The sequence below is a fragment of the Streptomyces sp. NPDC058864 genome, from assembly GCF_042742985.1.
GTDB lineage: Bacteria > Actinomycetota > Actinomycetes > Streptomycetales > Streptomycetaceae > Actinacidiphila.
In genome coordinates this window covers 83,577-97,036 of record NZ_JBHYMQ010000006.1, presented here as the reverse complement: position 1 = coordinate 97,036, position 13,460 = coordinate 83,577, and the positions used below count along the sequence as shown (strand labels likewise).

Sequence of the window (13,460 nt, the reverse complement as noted above, 5' to 3'; positions counted from 1 at the left end):
GGCGGCCGTGCTCCCCTGACGTCCGCACATCGGATTGTCAGATTTGCGGCGTGATGTCCGAGACTCCGCTGCTCTTCGCCGTGGGCTTGTTCCTGGCCGCCCTCGGCCTGCTCATCGCGCTGTTCAGCCCGGAGCTGGCCCACCGCATCGACGCGCTCGCCGCGCGCTCCGCCGCCGGGTTCCGCCGCCTGTGGTCCCGCGGCCGGGACCGCCGGCGCTTCGTTCCCGTTCCCTGGAAGTGGGCCACGTCACAGGACTCATTGAAAATTCAAGGGAATGCGGTTACGGTGAAGGAGGTTGAATCGTAAACCAACACGTCCCCAAGGAGATCATCATGGGCCTCTTCAGCCGCAAGAGCGACGCCGCCGAGACCGCTGCCGTCACCACCGCGCCGTCCGCCGACCTGGCACACCTGACCGGCGAGTACACCATCGACCCGACCCACAGCGAGGTCGGCTTCGCCGTGCGCCACGCCATGGTCACCACCGTGCGCGGCCAGTTCGCGGAGTACGAGGGCAAGCTGCAGCTGGACGGCGGCAAGCCGGCCAACTCCTCCGCCGAGGTCACCATCAAGGTCGTCAGCATCGACACCAACCAGGCCCAGCGCGACGAGCACCTGCGCACCGGCGACTTCTTCGACGCCGCCACGTACCCGGAGATCAGCTTCCGGAGCACCTCCGCCGAACAGGTCGACGACGAGACCTACCGCATGCACGGTGACCTCACGATCAAGGAGACCACCAAGCCGGTCTCCATCGACTTCACCTACAACGGCTCCGCCACCGACCCCTACGGCAACCTGCGTGTCGGCTTCGAGGGCTCCACGACCGTCAACCGCGGCGACTGGGGCCTCACCTACAACGCGGCCCTCGAGGGTGGCGGCGTCCTGATCAGCGACAAGGTCAAGCTGACCTTCGACATCTCCGCGATCAAGGCGGCCTGAACCCGCTGAAGTCGCCGTCCCCCTGCCGCACGATGGAGGGGATGGCAGCGGACGAGACGGCCGGCACCGCCGGCACCGGGCGCCGCCGCTCCGCACTGCGCGGCGCGGCGGCCCGGGTCGTCGTCCCCGAGCCGGGCGCCTGGGTGCGCTCCACCCCCGGGACGCACATCTGGCTCCTGGTCCTCGCCGTGACCAGCTGCATCATGGCCGCCGCCCCGCCGGAACTGCGGTCCTTCCTGCTGCACGACAACAGCACCAACCTGGCGGAGCTGGGCTCCCGGCCGGTCCGCGCGCTGCTCGGCAGCGCCCTGTGGACCGAGTCCCCGGCGGCCTTCGGGCTGTACCTGCTCTGCTTCGAGGCCGTCCACGCCCCCGCCGAACGCTGGCTGGGCACCCGGCGCTGGCTCTGCGTCGTGGCCCTGGCCCACGTCGGGGCGAGCGTTCTCAGCCAGCAGGCCGTCCTGCTCGGCATCCACGCCGACCGGCTGCCGGCCTCGCTCGCCCGCACCGTCGACATCGGCGTCAGCTACGGGCTGGCCGGGGCCATCGGCGTGCTCACCCACCGGGTACGACCGCCCTGGCGGCTGCCCTACCTGCTCGCCGCCGCGGGCTTCTTCGCGTACCCCCTGGTCACACCGGGCCGCACCTACACCGACCTCGGACACGTCATCGCCCTGCTGACCGGCCTCGCGTGCCGCGGGCTCACGCCCCGGGGAAGAGCCGCTCCAGGACCAGGGCGATCCCGTCCTCGCTGTTGGAGGCCGTGACCTCGTCGGCGGCCGCCTTCAGCAGTGGATGGGCGTTGCCCATCGCGACGCCGTGGCCCGCCCACTCGAACATCGGCAGGTCGTTGGGCATGTCACCGAAGGCGATGGTCTCCGCGGACGTCACGCCCAGCCGCCGCGCGGCCAGCGACAGCCCCCGGGCCTTGGACAGGCCCAGCGGCAGCAGCTCCACGATGCCGGTACCGGACATCACGGCGCTGACCAGGCCGCCGGCCGCAGCGGTCGCGGCCTGCGCGAGCTCGTCGTCGTCCATCCGCGGGTGCTGGATGTAGAGCTTGCTGACGGGCGACGCCCACAGCCCCTCCACGTCGTCCACGGCGCCGCCCACCGGAAGTTCGGAGTCGAACAGCCGGTAGCCGGGGCCGAGCACGATGTCGCCGTCCACGCCGTCGAGTGCCGCCGCCACGGCCAGCCGGCCGGTCTCCGCCTCGATCTTGGCCAGCGCCGCCCGGGCGGTCTGCCGGTCCAGCGTGACCGAGGTCAGCAGCCGGCGCTCCCCCGCGTGGTAGACCTGCGCGCCCTGCATGCAGACGGCCAGGCCCTCGTAGCCGAGGTCGTCCAGGACGTGCACCGTACGGGCCACCGGGCGCCCGGTGACGACGATGTGGTCGGCACCCGCCGCGGTGGCCGCGGCGAGCGCCTTGCGCGAACGTTCGGAGACGGTGTGGTCGGGGCCGAGCAGCGTGCCGTCGAGATCCGTCGCGACCAGACGGTAGGGGAGCGGAGCGGTCACTTGGCGACCGGCTCCAGCACCTCACGGCCGCCCAGGTAGGGGCGCAGCACCTCGGGGACGCGGACCGAACCGTCGGCCTGCTGGTGGTTCTCCAGGATGGCGACGATGGTGCGCGGGATGGCGCACAGCGTGCCGTTGAGCGTGGCCAGCGGGCGGGTGCCCTTCTCGTCCCGCAGCCGCACCGAGAGCCGGCGGGCCTGGAACTCGGTGGTGTTCGAGGTCGAGGTCAGCTCGCGGTACTTGCCCTGGGTGGGGATCCACGCCTCGCAGTCGAACTTGCGCGCCGCGGAGGAGCCGAGGTCGCCCGAGGCCAGCTCGATCACCCGGTAGGGCAGCTCGAGCGAGGTCAGCCACTCCTTCTCCCACTCGACCAGCCGCGCGTGCTCGGCCTCGGCGTCCTCGGGGCGGGTGAAGACGAACATCTCCACCTTGTCGAACTGGTGGACGCGGATGATGCCGCGGGTGTCCTTGCCGTACGAACCCGCCTCGCGCCGGTAGCAGGGCGAGAAGCCCGCGTAGCGCAGCGGCAGCCTGGACGCCTCGATGATCTCGTCCATGTGGTACGCGGCGAGCGGGACCTCGGAGGTGCCGACCAGGTACAGGCCGTCCTTCTCCAGGTAGTACACGTCGTCCTCGACCTGGCCGAGGTAGCCGGTGCCGGCCATGGCCTCCGGCTTGACCAGCGTCGGGACCAGCATCGGGGTGAAGCCGGCCGCGGTGGCCTGCGCGATCGCCGCGTTGACCAGGGCCAGCTCCAGCAGGGCGCCGACGCCGGTCAGGTAGTAGAAGCGCGAGCCGGAGACCTTGGCGCCGCGGTCGACGTCGATGGCGCCGAGCAGTTCGCCGAGGTCGATGTGGTCCTTGGGCTCGAAGCCCTCGGCGGCGAAGTCGCGCGGGCTGCCGACGACCTCCTTGACGACGAAGTCCTCCTCGCCGCCGATGGGGGCGTCCGGGTGGACGATGTTGCCGAGCTGCAGCAGCAGGCGCTGCGCCTCCTCGGCGGCCTCGTGCTGCTCCGCGTCGGCGGCCTTGACGGCGGCCTTGAGCTGCTCGGCCCTCTTGAGCAGTCCGGCCTTCTCGTCGCCCTGCGCCTTGGGGATGAGCTTGCCCAGCGACTTCTGCTCCGCGCGCAGCTCGTCGAAGCGGGTACTGGACGACCTGCGCCGCTCGTCGGCGGAGAGCAGGGCGTCGACGAGCGCGACGTCCTCTCCACGGGCGCGCTGGGAGGCGCGCACACGGTCGGGGTCCTCACGAAGCAGGCGAAGGTCAATCACGGGAACAGGCTACCGGTGCGCCGGGTGGCGACGCGACAAGTTAAGTGCTTTATGAGGCGTTATGTCCGCTTCAAAAGGAGCGGTGCGGGAAATGCCGTACGGCCGATAATGGCGGGTCGGTTACCGTCAACCGAATTCTTCGCGTCCCCCCGGGGAGGGCATGTGGCCTGTGGACAAGGGCAGTTGAGGCAGGTCCGGAGCGGAGAGTTATCCACAGGGGGAGGGGTTTCGCCGCCACTTGTCCACAGCGGGTGTGGATGGGCTGTGGAAGATGGACTTGATCATTCCGCGAGGTGGGTGCGGGGGCATGGATTCCCAGTCCAAACCGTCCTAACACTCACTTTCGAGTGAGAACTCTTCCCTCTATCGAGTTGTTCGAAGGTATTGGGATGACGAATGATGACCTGTGGGTCTGTGGGGCCACTTGGCGCGAGTGTGCCGATTTGTCGATCTGGCGGCTCGTTGGGCGACTTGTTCTGTCGACTTATCCCCAGCCCGCGGCAGAGGCCTGTGGATAACGCGGTGGACAACCGAAGGGGCCACCGGTTGTTCACCGAAGGCCCCGGGGAAGCGGTGCTCGGACGCCTCAGACCCGCCCGTCCAGGGCGCGGCCCAGCCAGTCCGCCGCGGCGGTGAACTCCTCGTCCGTGGTCCCCTTGCGCTGCTGCGGCGGCACCTCGTCCGCGCGCGGGTACGAGCCCAGGAAGCGCACCTGCGGGCAGATCCGCTTCAGGCCCATCAGCGCCTCGCCCACCCGGCGCTCGGTGATGTGCCCCTCGCAGTCCACCGAGAAGCAGTACCGGCCGATCCCCTCGCCGGTGGGCCGCGACTCGATGCGGATCAGGTTGACCCCGCGCACCGCGTACTCCTGCAGCAGTTCCAGCAGGGCGCCGGGATGGTCGTCGCCGAGCCAGAACACGGCGGAGGTCTTGTCGGCGCCGGTCGGCGCGATCGGCCGGGCCGGACGGCCGACCAGCACGAAGCGGGTCTCGGCGTTCGCCGCGTCGTGGATCTCGGTGGCCAGCGGCTCCAGCCCGTACGTCGGCGCCGCGAACTCGCCCGCGAAGGCCGCGTCGTACCGGCCCTCCGCCACCAGCCGGGCGCCGTCGGCGTTCGACGCCGCGGACTCCCAGGCGGCGTCCGGCAGGTGCGCCGACAGCCACTTGCGGACCTGCACCTGGGCGGCCGGATGACCGGTCACCGTCTTGACGTCGCCGAACCCCGTGCCCGGGCGCACCAGCAGCGCGAACGCGATGCGCAGCAGCACCTCGCGGTAGATCATCAGCGGTGAGCCCGCCGCCAGTTCGTCCAGCGTCGCCGAGATGCCGCCCTCCATCGAGTTCTCGATGGGCACCAGTGCGGCCGCCGCCTCCCCGCAGCGCACCGCGTCGAGCGCCGCCTGCACCGAGACCATCGGCACCAGCTCGCGGGTGGCCGCTTCCGGCAACGTCCGGAGCGCGGCCTCGGTGAAAGTGCCCTCAGGGCCGAGATAGGTGTAACGGCTCGCCGGCGACATGTCTGTCAGCCTAGGCCCTGGAACGGCGCCCTTCCTCAGGACTCCAGCAGCCGCTGGCCGACGTACTCGCCCGGCGCAGCGCCGCCCGGGACCGCGAAGAGCCCGCTGGCCTCGTGGCGCAGGAAGCGCGACAGGCCGTCGCCCCGGTCGAGCTTGCGCTGCACCGGCACGAACCCCTTGAGCGGGTCGGCCTGCCAGGCGACGAAGAGCAGCCCGGCGTCCGGCGCGCCGTCCTCGCGGTAGCCGTCGTGGTAGGAGTAGCCGCGCCGCAGCATCGCCGCGCCGCCGTTGGAGGCCGGGGCGGCGACGCGGACGTGCGCGTCGGCGGCGATCGCGAAGGCACGTCCGTCCGGGCCGGTCTTGTCGAGGTCGGGCTTGCTCGCCTCGGTGCCGCCGGACAACGGGGCGCCGTCGGCCTTGCGGCGCCCGATCACCTTCTCCTGGCGCTCCAGGGGGAGGTTGTCCCAGGTGTCCAGCAGCATGCGGATGCGCCGGACGACCACGTACGAGCCGCCCGCCATCCACCGCGGGGAACCGGAGGCGGGGACGAAGACGCGCGCGGCGAAGTCGGGGTCGGAGGGCCGGGGGTTGTTGGAGCCGTCGACCTGGCCCATCAGGTTGCGGGCGGTACGCGGTTCGGCCGTGGTGCCGGGGGTGCGGTTGAAGCCGTTCATCTGCCAGCGCAGCGCCGCCGTGCCCGCGGCCTCCTTCTGCAGCACCCGCAGCGCGTGGAAGGCGACCAGGGCGTCGTCGGCGCCGATCTGGATCCACAGGTCGCCGTCGCTGCGCCCGCGGTCGAGCGCGTCGGAGGCGAAGTCCGGCAGCGGGGCGAGGGCCTCCGGCATCAGGCCGGTCAGTTCCGTCCTGGTGAAGAAGGTGCGGCCGAAACCGAAGGTGACGGTGAGCGAGGACGGCCCGGCGTCCAGGGCGACCTGGTTGTCGCCCGTGGGCGCCCGGCCCTCCGTCATCGCCTCGGCCGCCTCCGACCAGCGGCGCAGCAGGGCGGCGGCGCCCTTGCGGCCGGCACCCGCGGCCAGGTCGAAGGCGGCCAGGTGGCCGCGGGCCTGCAGCGGGGTGGTGATGCCCGCCTGGTGGGTGCCGTGGAAGGGGACGGCCGTGGCGCCGACCGAGGTCAGTGCGGTGGCCTCGTCGCGCGTCGCGTGCGCGGTGACGGCGCCCGAGGCGCCGCCCACGAGCAGTCCCGCGGCGCCCGCCGCGCCCGCGGTGCCGAGCAGTCGGCGCCGCGAGAGGTGCTGAGGACGGTCGTTCATGAGCCGATCTTCACCACCTTGGTGCGGGTGACCTGGTCGATGTCCGAGGTCCGGACGGTCACGGCGATGGTCCACTCCCCGGGCACCGGGATCTGGACGTTCTCGGCACTCCAGTGACCGGTGTCGATCTTCCCCAGCGTCACCGGGATGGGCCCGATCTTCTTGGCCTTCAGGGTGAAGGAGATCTGCACCTCGGGGACGTCGAAGGCCCGGCCGTCGGGGGCGGTCACCAGCAGGTGGAGCTCGTTCTCGGCGATGCCGCCCGGGTCCAGGGTCACCTCCGCCTCGCCCTTGCCGTCGCGGCCGCCGGTGTCGAACGGGATCCTCACGTCCAGCGGCTCGGGCACCTCGGCCACCGGTGCCGTCGCCTGCTGCGCGGCGCCCTCCTCGGCGGCCCTGCCCGGCTGGGTGCCGGTCAGCAGCGTCGTGACGGCCAGCACCACGACCGCGACGGCCACCTCCGCCAGTACCGACTTGCGCAGCCCCGTGCGCTCGGCATCGGCGTCGCGCTCCTTGCGGGCGCGCTCCTTTGCCAGCGCGGCCTCCTGCCGGGCCAGCTGCTCGGCGCGCCCGGACGCGCCATCGCCGCCCGCGCTGCCCCCGCCCTTGCGTCCCGCCGCGACCGGCTGGGCGACGGCGGCTCTGCCGCGTACGGCCGCCTCGCCGAGCCGCCCGGTCCAGCGGCGGGACAGCCAGGCCAGCTCCACCAGCAGGATGACCAGGCCGACCTTGACCAGCAGCAGCTGCCCGTAGCCGGTGGACACCAGCGCGTCCCAGGAGCCGAGCTGACGCCAGGACTGGTAGACGCCGGTGACGACCAGGGTCACCACCGCCCCGAAGGCGATCCGCGAGAAGCGCTGCACCGTGGCCCGTTCCACGCGCTGCCCGCCCCACAACGCGACCAGCAGGGAGGTGAGACCGCCGAGCCAGACGGCCATGGCCAGCAGGTGCACGATGTCGACGGGCATCGCCACCGACGCCTGGATGCCGACCGAGGCGTGCTCGGCCATGGCCCACGTCGCGGCCAGGCCGACCGACACGACCGTGCCGCCGATGGCCAGGCCCCAGGCGAGGTCCTGGCGTTCGACCGGGTCCTCCCGCTTGGCCCAGCTGCCGAAGAGCACGGCGATGAACACCGCGCCCGCGGCGAGCAGCAGCAGCCGGGACAGCAGTGCCGCGCCGGGCCGGGTGTCCAGGACCTCCCGTACGCCGCCGAGGTCGAAGGCGTCGCCGAGGCCTCCCCCGTTCGCGTACGGGGCGCGCAGCATCAGCAGCAGTATGGTCGCGGCGACCATCGCGGCCCAGCCGGTGGCCACCAGCCGCCGCATCGACCGCGTCCGCGCGCCGTCCGGCCAGCACACGCCGATGAAGAAGGCGGCGCCGACCAGCAGCGCGAAGCCGAGGTAGGCGGCGTAGCGGGCGATGTCGTACAGGGTGCCCACGATGCCGCCGCCCACCTCCTGGGCGGGCAGCGCCACCGAGGTCTTGGAGGGTGCGCCGATGGAGAAGGTGAAGGCGCCGGCCACCGGGTGGCTGTCGGCCGAGACGGCCTTCCACGCGACGGTGTACGTGCCGTTGCCGAGCCCCGGGCGCAGGGCGACGGCCGCGGTGGTGTTCCCCCGGCCGCCGTCGTTCGCGTCGCCGGTCTCGGCGCGCCTGCCGTCCGGGCCGAGGACGCGGATGGCGTCCTTCGACAGCAGCACGCCCTCGGAGAAGGTCAGCCGCACCTGCGCCGGCGCGGTCCTGACCACCGATCCCTGGGCCGGGTCGGAGCCGACCAGCGCGGCGTGCGCGGATGCCGGCGCCGCGGTGCCGAGCAGCAGGCCGAGCACGGCGAGCGGCACGGCCAGCAGGCGCAGCGCGGACTTCGTCATCACCCTCATGGCGCTCTCCTCAGTCCCCCGGGCGGTAGCCCGCGGGCTCGACCGGGACCCGTACGTCGATGGTGTCGGCGTCGTCGAAGTGCAGTCGCAGCGCGACCCGCTCGCCGGCCACGGGCTTGTGCTCCAGGTCCGTCAGCATCAGGTGGTTGCCGCCGAGCGCGAGCGTGAGCCGCCCGCCCGCGGGGACGGTGAAGGAGGTCACCCGGCGCATCCGGTTGTCCTCGGTGCTGTGCAGGGTGATGCCGGCGGACAGGTCGCTGGTGACGGAGGTCAGCCGGGCGTCCCGGTCGCCGGTGTTGGTGACGGTGAAGTAGCCGGCCGCCATGTCCGCCAGCGCGGGCTGCGGGATGTAGGCGCCGCTCACCTTCAGTTCGGGGCCGTCCGGTGACCCGGAGCAGGCCGTGGCGCCGAGCAGCAGCAGGGCCGCCGCCACGGGGATCCGCCGCAGGGAGCGGGTCACGGCGTCCGTCCCGCGATGATCTTCGGCAGGTCGGCGCCGAACTCCTCGGACGTGGTGCCCGACATGTACAGCGCGTGCGCCTTGTCGTCCTTCGGCGAGTACGCGATGACCTGGGCGCCGTGCGTCACGGTGACGCTGCCGTCCTTCTCCTTCACGGGCTTCTCCACGTCCACGCCGAGCGTGCGCGCGCCCGCCTGGATGGTGGCGAAGTCACCGGTGAGGCCGACGAAGGACTTGTCCTGCGCGCCCAGCCACTCGCCGAGCCGCTCCGGGGTGTCGCGCTCGGGGTCGGTCGTCACGAAGACCACGACGAGCTTGTTCTGTTCCGCCGCGGGCAGCTTCGACTTGGCGATGGCGATGTCGCTCATCGTCGTCGGGCAGACGTCCGGGCAGTGGGTGTAGCCGAAGAAGAGCAGGGTCGGCCGGCCCTTGGTCCGCTCGACGAAGTCGTACGTCTTGCCGTGCGTGTCCTCGAGGACCATGTCCGGCTTCTCGAACGGCGTGTCGAGGACGGTCGCCGCCTTCGGTGTCGCGTCGACGGAGACGATCGGATCGGCGCCGGAGGCGTCCGCTCCGCCGTCCGTGCCGCCGCAGGCGGCGAGGGTCAGGGCGAGTGCGGCGACGGCGGCGGCCGAGGCTGCCGCCCTGAGGGTGGTACGCATCAGGGGTTCCCCAGGAATTCGTTGCGGCGCCGGGGCGGCCGCGGTGCGTGCACGGCGGCCGCCCCGGCGATGGTGCGTCAGGCGGACGGGGTGCCCGTGCCGCGGCGGCGGCCGGCCAGCACGCCGAAGGCGAGGCCGAGCACGCCGACGACGATGCCGACGACACCCAGCACCCGGGCGGTGGTGTCACTCGCGTCGGCGGAGGCGGCCTTCTCGGTGGCGGCGTCGCCGGTCGCCGAGACGGCCTCGGCCTTGGCGTCGTCCTTCTTGTCGTCCGCGGCGGCGGCGTCGTCGTGGCCGTGGCCGTCGTCCGCGGCGTCGGAGAGGGCCAGCACGGGCGCCGGGTGCTCCGGCTCGTCCTCGCCCTTCTGCTGCTCCTCGATCCAGCGCACGACCTGCTTGTCGTCGTACGTCTGGAGGGCCTTGAAGACCAGCTGGTCGGTGTCCTCGGGCAGCGGGCCCAGGGAGACCGGGAACTGCTGGAACTCGCCGGGCTTGATCTGCCCGCCGCTCCAGGTGATCTTCGAGACGGCCTCGGTGAGGTCGCCGTGCCCGGTCTTCAGCGGGGTCTTGAGCTTGGTCTTGGTGATCTGCACCGTCCAGCCGGGCACCGGCTGGACGGAGACGGAGGCGATCGGGTGGTCGCCCGGCAGGTTGACCTCGACCTTGATCGTCGACGCCTTGTCGTCCTCGTTGGGGACCTTGAACGCGACCGTGCTGTAGCCGCCCTTGGCGGCGTTGCCGGGCTGGACGCTCACGTGCGCGAAGGCGGGGACGGCGGTGGCGAGCACGGCCGCCCCGGTGACGGCGGCGAGGGCGGTGGCGCGGCGCATGACGGTGTTCATGATGCGGAGACTCCACGGTGACGGAGGGAAGGAGACGGATGGCACGCGTGCGGCGCGCGCGATTCCGCCCTCATACGTCGGTGGAGCGGGTCGCGTTCAGGCCGCGGGGGCGTACGCCGGCGGACCGCGCCGGGCCAGGCTGTGCCGCAGCAGCACCGTGCGCGGCACACGGCCGGAGCCGTCGGGGCGGCCCGCGGTGGGGACGGTGCCGTGCGCGGCCAAGCTCCCCGTCAGCAGCAGGCGTACGAGCGCCACGGCATGGCGCAGGGCGCCGCCCGACAGCTCGGCCAGCCCGCGGACCGACAGCGCGACCAGCCGCCACAGCGCGGCCTCGCCGCGGCGCAGCAGCCAGCCGACGGTCACCGCGGCCACCACGTGCGCGAGGAGCATGGGAAGGCTGTAGGAGAGCATCGTGCTCTCGGCGGCCACGGGGGGCATCCCGGGCATCGCGGCCATCCCGTGCATGCCTGCCGTGTGGACCGTTCCGGCGAGGGCGTGCGTGTGGGAGGGCAGCGCCGTCGTCCGCTCGTCGCAGAGCAGCCGTCCGGCGATCTCGGCCATCCCGCCGGCACCGCAGATCCCGCCCACGTTGAACAGCACGTGCAGCACGAGCTGTCCGCCCGCGAGGCCGGCCGCGATGGCGGGCATCGAGCGCTCCCGCCCGGCGAGCGGGGCGACGAACGCGAAGACGACGAGCCAGCCCACCGCCAGCGTCCAGCCGGGCACCCCGTGCCCCGAAGCCAGCATGTGCGCGCCCGCGGACAACACGACGCAGACCGCGGTGAACACCGCGGCCCGCAGCAGTCGCAGATCGGCGCCGGCGCGCACGGGAGAAGACATGACGGGCGTCATCCTCTCACCGAGCACCCCTCTCGCGAACGGCGGGGCCCGGAACACGCCGGTCTGTGCTATGACGTCCGGCGCCGCTCCTACACCGGCCCACGGAGCGAGGGCATCCGCCGTATGGCTGGCATCACGTCAACGCCACGCTTACCGACCGTGTTTCGGGGCAATACGTATCGGTATGTCGAGCCGCAGCCAGGAGGCTGAGCATGAGCATCTGGTGGTCCCTCCACTTGCGGCGCGAGGCTGCGAGCGTTCCGCTCGCCCGCCGGCTCCTGCTGGGGACGATGGAGACGGCCGGGGTGGACCCGGACATCTCCTACGACCTGTCCGTCGCCCTCACCGAGGCCTGTGCCAACGCCGTTGAGCACGCCGCCCACGGCGAGTACCGGGTCACGGCCCGCATCGAGGGCGACCGCTGCCGCATCGAGGTGGCGGACTCCGGCCCGGGCTTCGCCCCGGACCTGCGCCGTACGCACCACTCCGTACGCCCGCTGGCGAAGAAGGACCAGCACGCCGAGCACGGGCGCGGGCTCTTCCTGATCGAGGCCCTGGTGGACCACGTCCACTTCCACAACCGTCCCGGGCACGGGGCGGTGGTCAGTTTCGACAAGATCCTCAAGTGGCGGGACGACTCGCTGCTCAAGGTCTCCTGACGCACGGAGGCCGGGGCCCACGGAGGTCCGTGCGGCCCCGGCCGTCCGTCCGGGTGGCGGGGGTCAGCCCTTGAGGGCCGCCATCCAGCGCTCGACCTCGTCGGAGCGGCGCGGCAGGCCGTCGCTGAGGTTCCGGTTGCCGTCCTCGGTGACGAGGATGTCGTCCTCGATGCGGACGCCGATGCCCCGGTACTCCTCCGGCACGGTCAGGTCGTCGGCCTGGAAGTACAGGCCCGGCTCGACGGTGAGGACCACGCCCGGCTCCAGCGTGCCGTTGACGTAGGTCTCGGTGCGGGCGGCGGCGCAGTCGTGGACGTCCAGGCCCAGCATGTGGCCGGTGCCGTGGAGGGTCCAGCGGCGCTGCAGGCCGAGCTCGAGCACGCGCTCGACCGGGCCCTCGACCAGGCCCCACTCGACGAGCCGCTCGGTGAGCACGCGCTGGGCGGCGTCGTGGAAGTCACGGTAGGCGGCGCCCGGGCGGACGGCGGCGATGCCGGCCTCCTGGGCGTCGTACACGGCGTCGTAGATCTTCCGCTGGATGTCGCTGTACGTGCCGCTCACCGGCAGCGTGCGGGTGACGTCGGCGGTGTAGAGGCTGTGGGTCTCCACGCCGGCGTCGAGCAGCAGCAGGTCGCCGGAGCGGACCGGGCCGTCGTTGCGGACCCAGTGCAGGGTGCAGGCGTGCGGGCCGGCCGCGCAGATGGAGCCGTAACCGACGTCGTTGCCCTCGACGCGGGCCCGCAGGAAGAACGTTCCCTCGATGTAGCGCTCGGAGGTCGCCTCGGCCTTGTCCAGCACCCGGACGACGTCCTCGAAGCCGCGGGCGGTGGAGTCGCAGGCCTTCTGCAGCTCGCCGATCTCCCACTCGTCCTTGACCAGCCGCAGCTCGGACAGGAACTCCTTCAGCTCGGCGTCGCGCTCGGCGGTGACCTTGTCGGTCAGCGCCGCCTCGATGCCGGCGTCGTAGCCGCGGACGACCCGGACCGGGCCGGTGGCCTCGCGCAGCACGTCGGCGACCTTGCGGACGTCGGCGCACGGCAGGCCCAGCAGGACCTCGCCCTCGGCCAGGCTGTGCCGGCGGCCGGTCCACAGCTCTCCCTGGCCGTCCAGCCAGAACTCGCCGTTCTCCCGGGAGGAGCGGGGGAGCAGGTAGGCGGTGGCGTCGTGAGATCCGTCACCGTTGGGCTCCAGGACCAGGACGGCGTCCTGCGTCTGGTCGCCGGTGAGGTGGACGTACTCGCTGGCGGCACGGAAGGGGTAGTCCGTGTCGTTGGCGCGGGTGCGCAGATTGCCCGCCGGGACCACCAGCCGCTCGCCGGGGAAGCGCGCCGACAGCGCCGCGCGCCGCTTGGCGGCGTACGGTGCCTGCTCGACCGGCTGCAGGTCGCGCAGTTCGGTGTCCGCCCAGCCGGACTTCATCACCTCGGTGAGCTCGTCGGAGACGGCCGGGTACAGGCCGTTCTTCCGCTGCTTGATGGGCTCGTCGCCTTCCGGGGTCTCCGGAGCGCGGTCCTCGGCCACGTCATGCCTCCTCGCAGTAGACCACCCCATCGTAAGTGGGTGCGGAGGACGGTCGTCGGCGGTCCCCG

General features: G+C 72.4%; 14 protein-coding genes. 4 read left to right on the top strand and 10 right to left on the bottom strand.

All coding sequences use genetic code 11. The features are described from left to right. The first annotated feature begins 50 nt into the window (after nt 1–50). From ACFW3D_RS07205 to ACFW3D_RS07195, 3 genes are read left to right on the top strand one after another with little or no spacing between them, the layout of a single operon-like run. The gene (locus ACFW3D_RS07205; protein WP_500502369.1) at nt 51–308 is read left to right on the top strand and encodes a hypothetical protein; all 258 of its coding nucleotides are present in this window, start codon (nt 51–53) and stop codon (nt 306–308) included. 26 nt (nt 309–334) lie between these two features. Then, entirely contained in the window at nt 335–943 is a 609-nt protein-coding gene (locus ACFW3D_RS07200) for a YceI family protein (RefSeq protein WP_500502366.1), read from the top strand. A 41-nt stretch (nt 944–984) separates the two neighbouring features. Continuing rightward, nucleotides 985–1,710 (top strand): rhomboid-like protein, encoded by a 726-nt coding sequence (locus ACFW3D_RS07195; RefSeq protein WP_500502364.1) that lies wholly within the window; start codon nt 985–987, stop codon nt 1,708–1,710. On the opposite strand, the gene ACFW3D_RS07190 is transcribed toward ACFW3D_RS07195, so the two are convergent. The 9 genes from ACFW3D_RS07190 to ACFW3D_RS07150 all read right to left on the bottom strand — a co-directional run bounded on the left by ACFW3D_RS07190 (nt 1,646) and on the right by ACFW3D_RS07150 (nt 11,212). Then, the gene (locus ACFW3D_RS07190; RefSeq protein ID WP_500502361.1) at nt 1,646–2,461 is read right to left on the bottom strand and encodes a Cof-type HAD-IIB family hydrolase; all 816 of its coding nucleotides are present in this window, start codon (nt 2,459–2,461) and stop codon (nt 1,646–1,648) included. The two genes, ACFW3D_RS07195 and ACFW3D_RS07190, sit on opposite strands and share 65 nt — an antisense overlap. Next, complete coding sequence (gene serS, locus ACFW3D_RS07185) at nt 2,458–3,735, bottom strand: serine--tRNA ligase (protein ID WP_500502359.1); 1,278 nt, start codon at nt 3,733–3,735, stop codon at nt 2,458–2,460. The genes ACFW3D_RS07190 and serS overlap by 4 nt, the downstream gene beginning before the upstream one ends. A gap of 586 nt (nt 3,736–4,321) precedes the next feature. After that, nucleotides 4,322–5,251 (bottom strand): prephenate dehydratase, encoded by a 930-nt coding sequence (gene pheA, locus ACFW3D_RS07180; protein ID WP_500502357.1) that lies wholly within the window; start codon nt 5,249–5,251, stop codon nt 4,322–4,324. Nucleotides 5,252–5,286: 35 nt separating this feature from the next. After that, on the bottom strand, nt 5,287–6,522 hold the full coding sequence (gene efeB / locus ACFW3D_RS07175; RefSeq protein WP_500502354.1) for an iron uptake transporter deferrochelatase/peroxidase subunit: 1,236 nt from the start codon (nt 6,520–6,522) through the stop codon (nt 5,287–5,289). Then, on the bottom strand, nt 6,519–8,405 hold the full coding sequence (locus ACFW3D_RS07170) for a copper resistance CopC/CopD family protein (RefSeq protein WP_500502352.1): 1,887 nt from the start codon (nt 8,403–8,405) through the stop codon (nt 6,519–6,521). The genes efeB and ACFW3D_RS07170 overlap by 4 nt, the downstream gene beginning before the upstream one ends. 10 nt (nt 8,406–8,415) lie before the next feature. Then, nucleotides 8,416–8,865, bottom strand: coding sequence for a copper chaperone PCu(A)C (locus tag ACFW3D_RS07165; RefSeq protein ID WP_500502350.1), 450 nt, complete (start codon nt 8,863–8,865; stop codon nt 8,416–8,418). Continuing rightward, the gene (locus tag ACFW3D_RS07160; RefSeq protein WP_500502347.1) at nt 8,862–9,527 is read right to left on the bottom strand and encodes an SCO family protein; all 666 of its coding nucleotides are present in this window, start codon (nt 9,525–9,527) and stop codon (nt 8,862–8,864) included. The genes ACFW3D_RS07165 and ACFW3D_RS07160 overlap by 4 nt, the downstream gene beginning before the upstream one ends. A gap of 77 nt (nt 9,528–9,604) precedes the next feature. Then, a complete protein-coding gene (locus ACFW3D_RS07155; protein WP_500502345.1) occupies nt 9,605–10,372 on the bottom strand; it encodes a YcnI family copper-binding membrane protein in 768 nt (255 codons plus the stop codon). A 96-nt stretch (nt 10,373–10,468) separates the two neighbouring features. Then, nucleotides 10,469–11,212, bottom strand: coding sequence for a hypothetical protein (locus tag ACFW3D_RS07150; protein ID WP_500502343.1), 744 nt, complete (start codon nt 11,210–11,212; stop codon nt 10,469–10,471). Nucleotides 11,213–11,424: 212 nt separating this feature from the next. Here ACFW3D_RS07150 and ACFW3D_RS07145 point away from each other — a divergent pair, with 212 nt between their 5' ends. Then, complete coding sequence (locus ACFW3D_RS07145; RefSeq protein ID WP_018558220.1) at nt 11,425–11,871, top strand: ATP-binding protein; 447 nt, start codon at nt 11,425–11,427, stop codon at nt 11,869–11,871. Between the two features lie 63 nt (nt 11,872–11,934). On the opposite strand, the gene ACFW3D_RS07140 is transcribed toward ACFW3D_RS07145, so the two are convergent. Continuing rightward, nucleotides 11,935–13,422: an aminopeptidase P family protein gene (locus ACFW3D_RS07140; protein WP_500502341.1), complete on the bottom strand. Its 1,488-nt coding sequence runs from the start codon at nt 13,420–13,422 to the stop codon at nt 11,935–11,937. Nucleotides 13,423–13,460: the final 38 nt, after the last annotated feature.

What these genes read in the sequence shown, in the direction of transcription:
- ACFW3D_RS07200 (WP_500502366.1), top strand. Translation starts at nt 335, where the DNA reads ATGGGCCTCTTCAGCCGCAAGAGCGACGCCGCCGAGACCGCTGCCGTC.
- ACFW3D_RS07195 (WP_500502364.1), top strand. Translation starts at nt 985, where the DNA reads ATGGCAGCGGACGAGACGGCCGGCACCGCCGGCACCGGGCGCCGCCGC.
- pheA (WP_500502357.1), bottom strand. Translation starts at nt 5,251, where the DNA reads ATGTCGCCGGCGAGCCGTTACACCTATCTCGGCCCTGAGGGCACTTTC.
- efeB (WP_500502354.1), bottom strand. Translation starts at nt 6,522, where the DNA reads ATGAACGACCGTCCTCAGCACCTCTCGCGGCGCCGACTGCTCGGCACC.
- ACFW3D_RS07170 (WP_500502352.1), bottom strand. Translation starts at nt 8,405, where the DNA reads ATGAGGGTGATGACGAAGTCCGCGCTGCGCCTGCTGGCCGTGCCGCTC.
- ACFW3D_RS07160 (WP_500502347.1), bottom strand. Translation starts at nt 9,527, where the DNA reads ATGCGTACCACCCTCAGGGCGGCAGCCTCGGCCGCCGCCGTCGCCGCA.
- ACFW3D_RS07155 (WP_500502345.1), bottom strand. Translation starts at nt 10,372, where the DNA reads ATGAACACCGTCATGCGCCGCGCCACCGCCCTCGCCGCCGTCACCGGG.
- ACFW3D_RS07150 (WP_500502343.1), bottom strand. Translation starts at nt 11,212, where the DNA reads ATGTCTTCTCCCGTGCGCGCCGGCGCCGATCTGCGACTGCTGCGGGCC.
- ACFW3D_RS07145 (WP_018558220.1), top strand. Translation starts at nt 11,425, where the DNA reads ATGAGCATCTGGTGGTCCCTCCACTTGCGGCGCGAGGCTGCGAGCGTT.
- ACFW3D_RS07140 (WP_500502341.1), bottom strand. Translation starts at nt 13,422, where the DNA reads ATGGGGTGGTCTACTGCGAGGAGGCATGACGTGGCCGAGGACCGCGCT.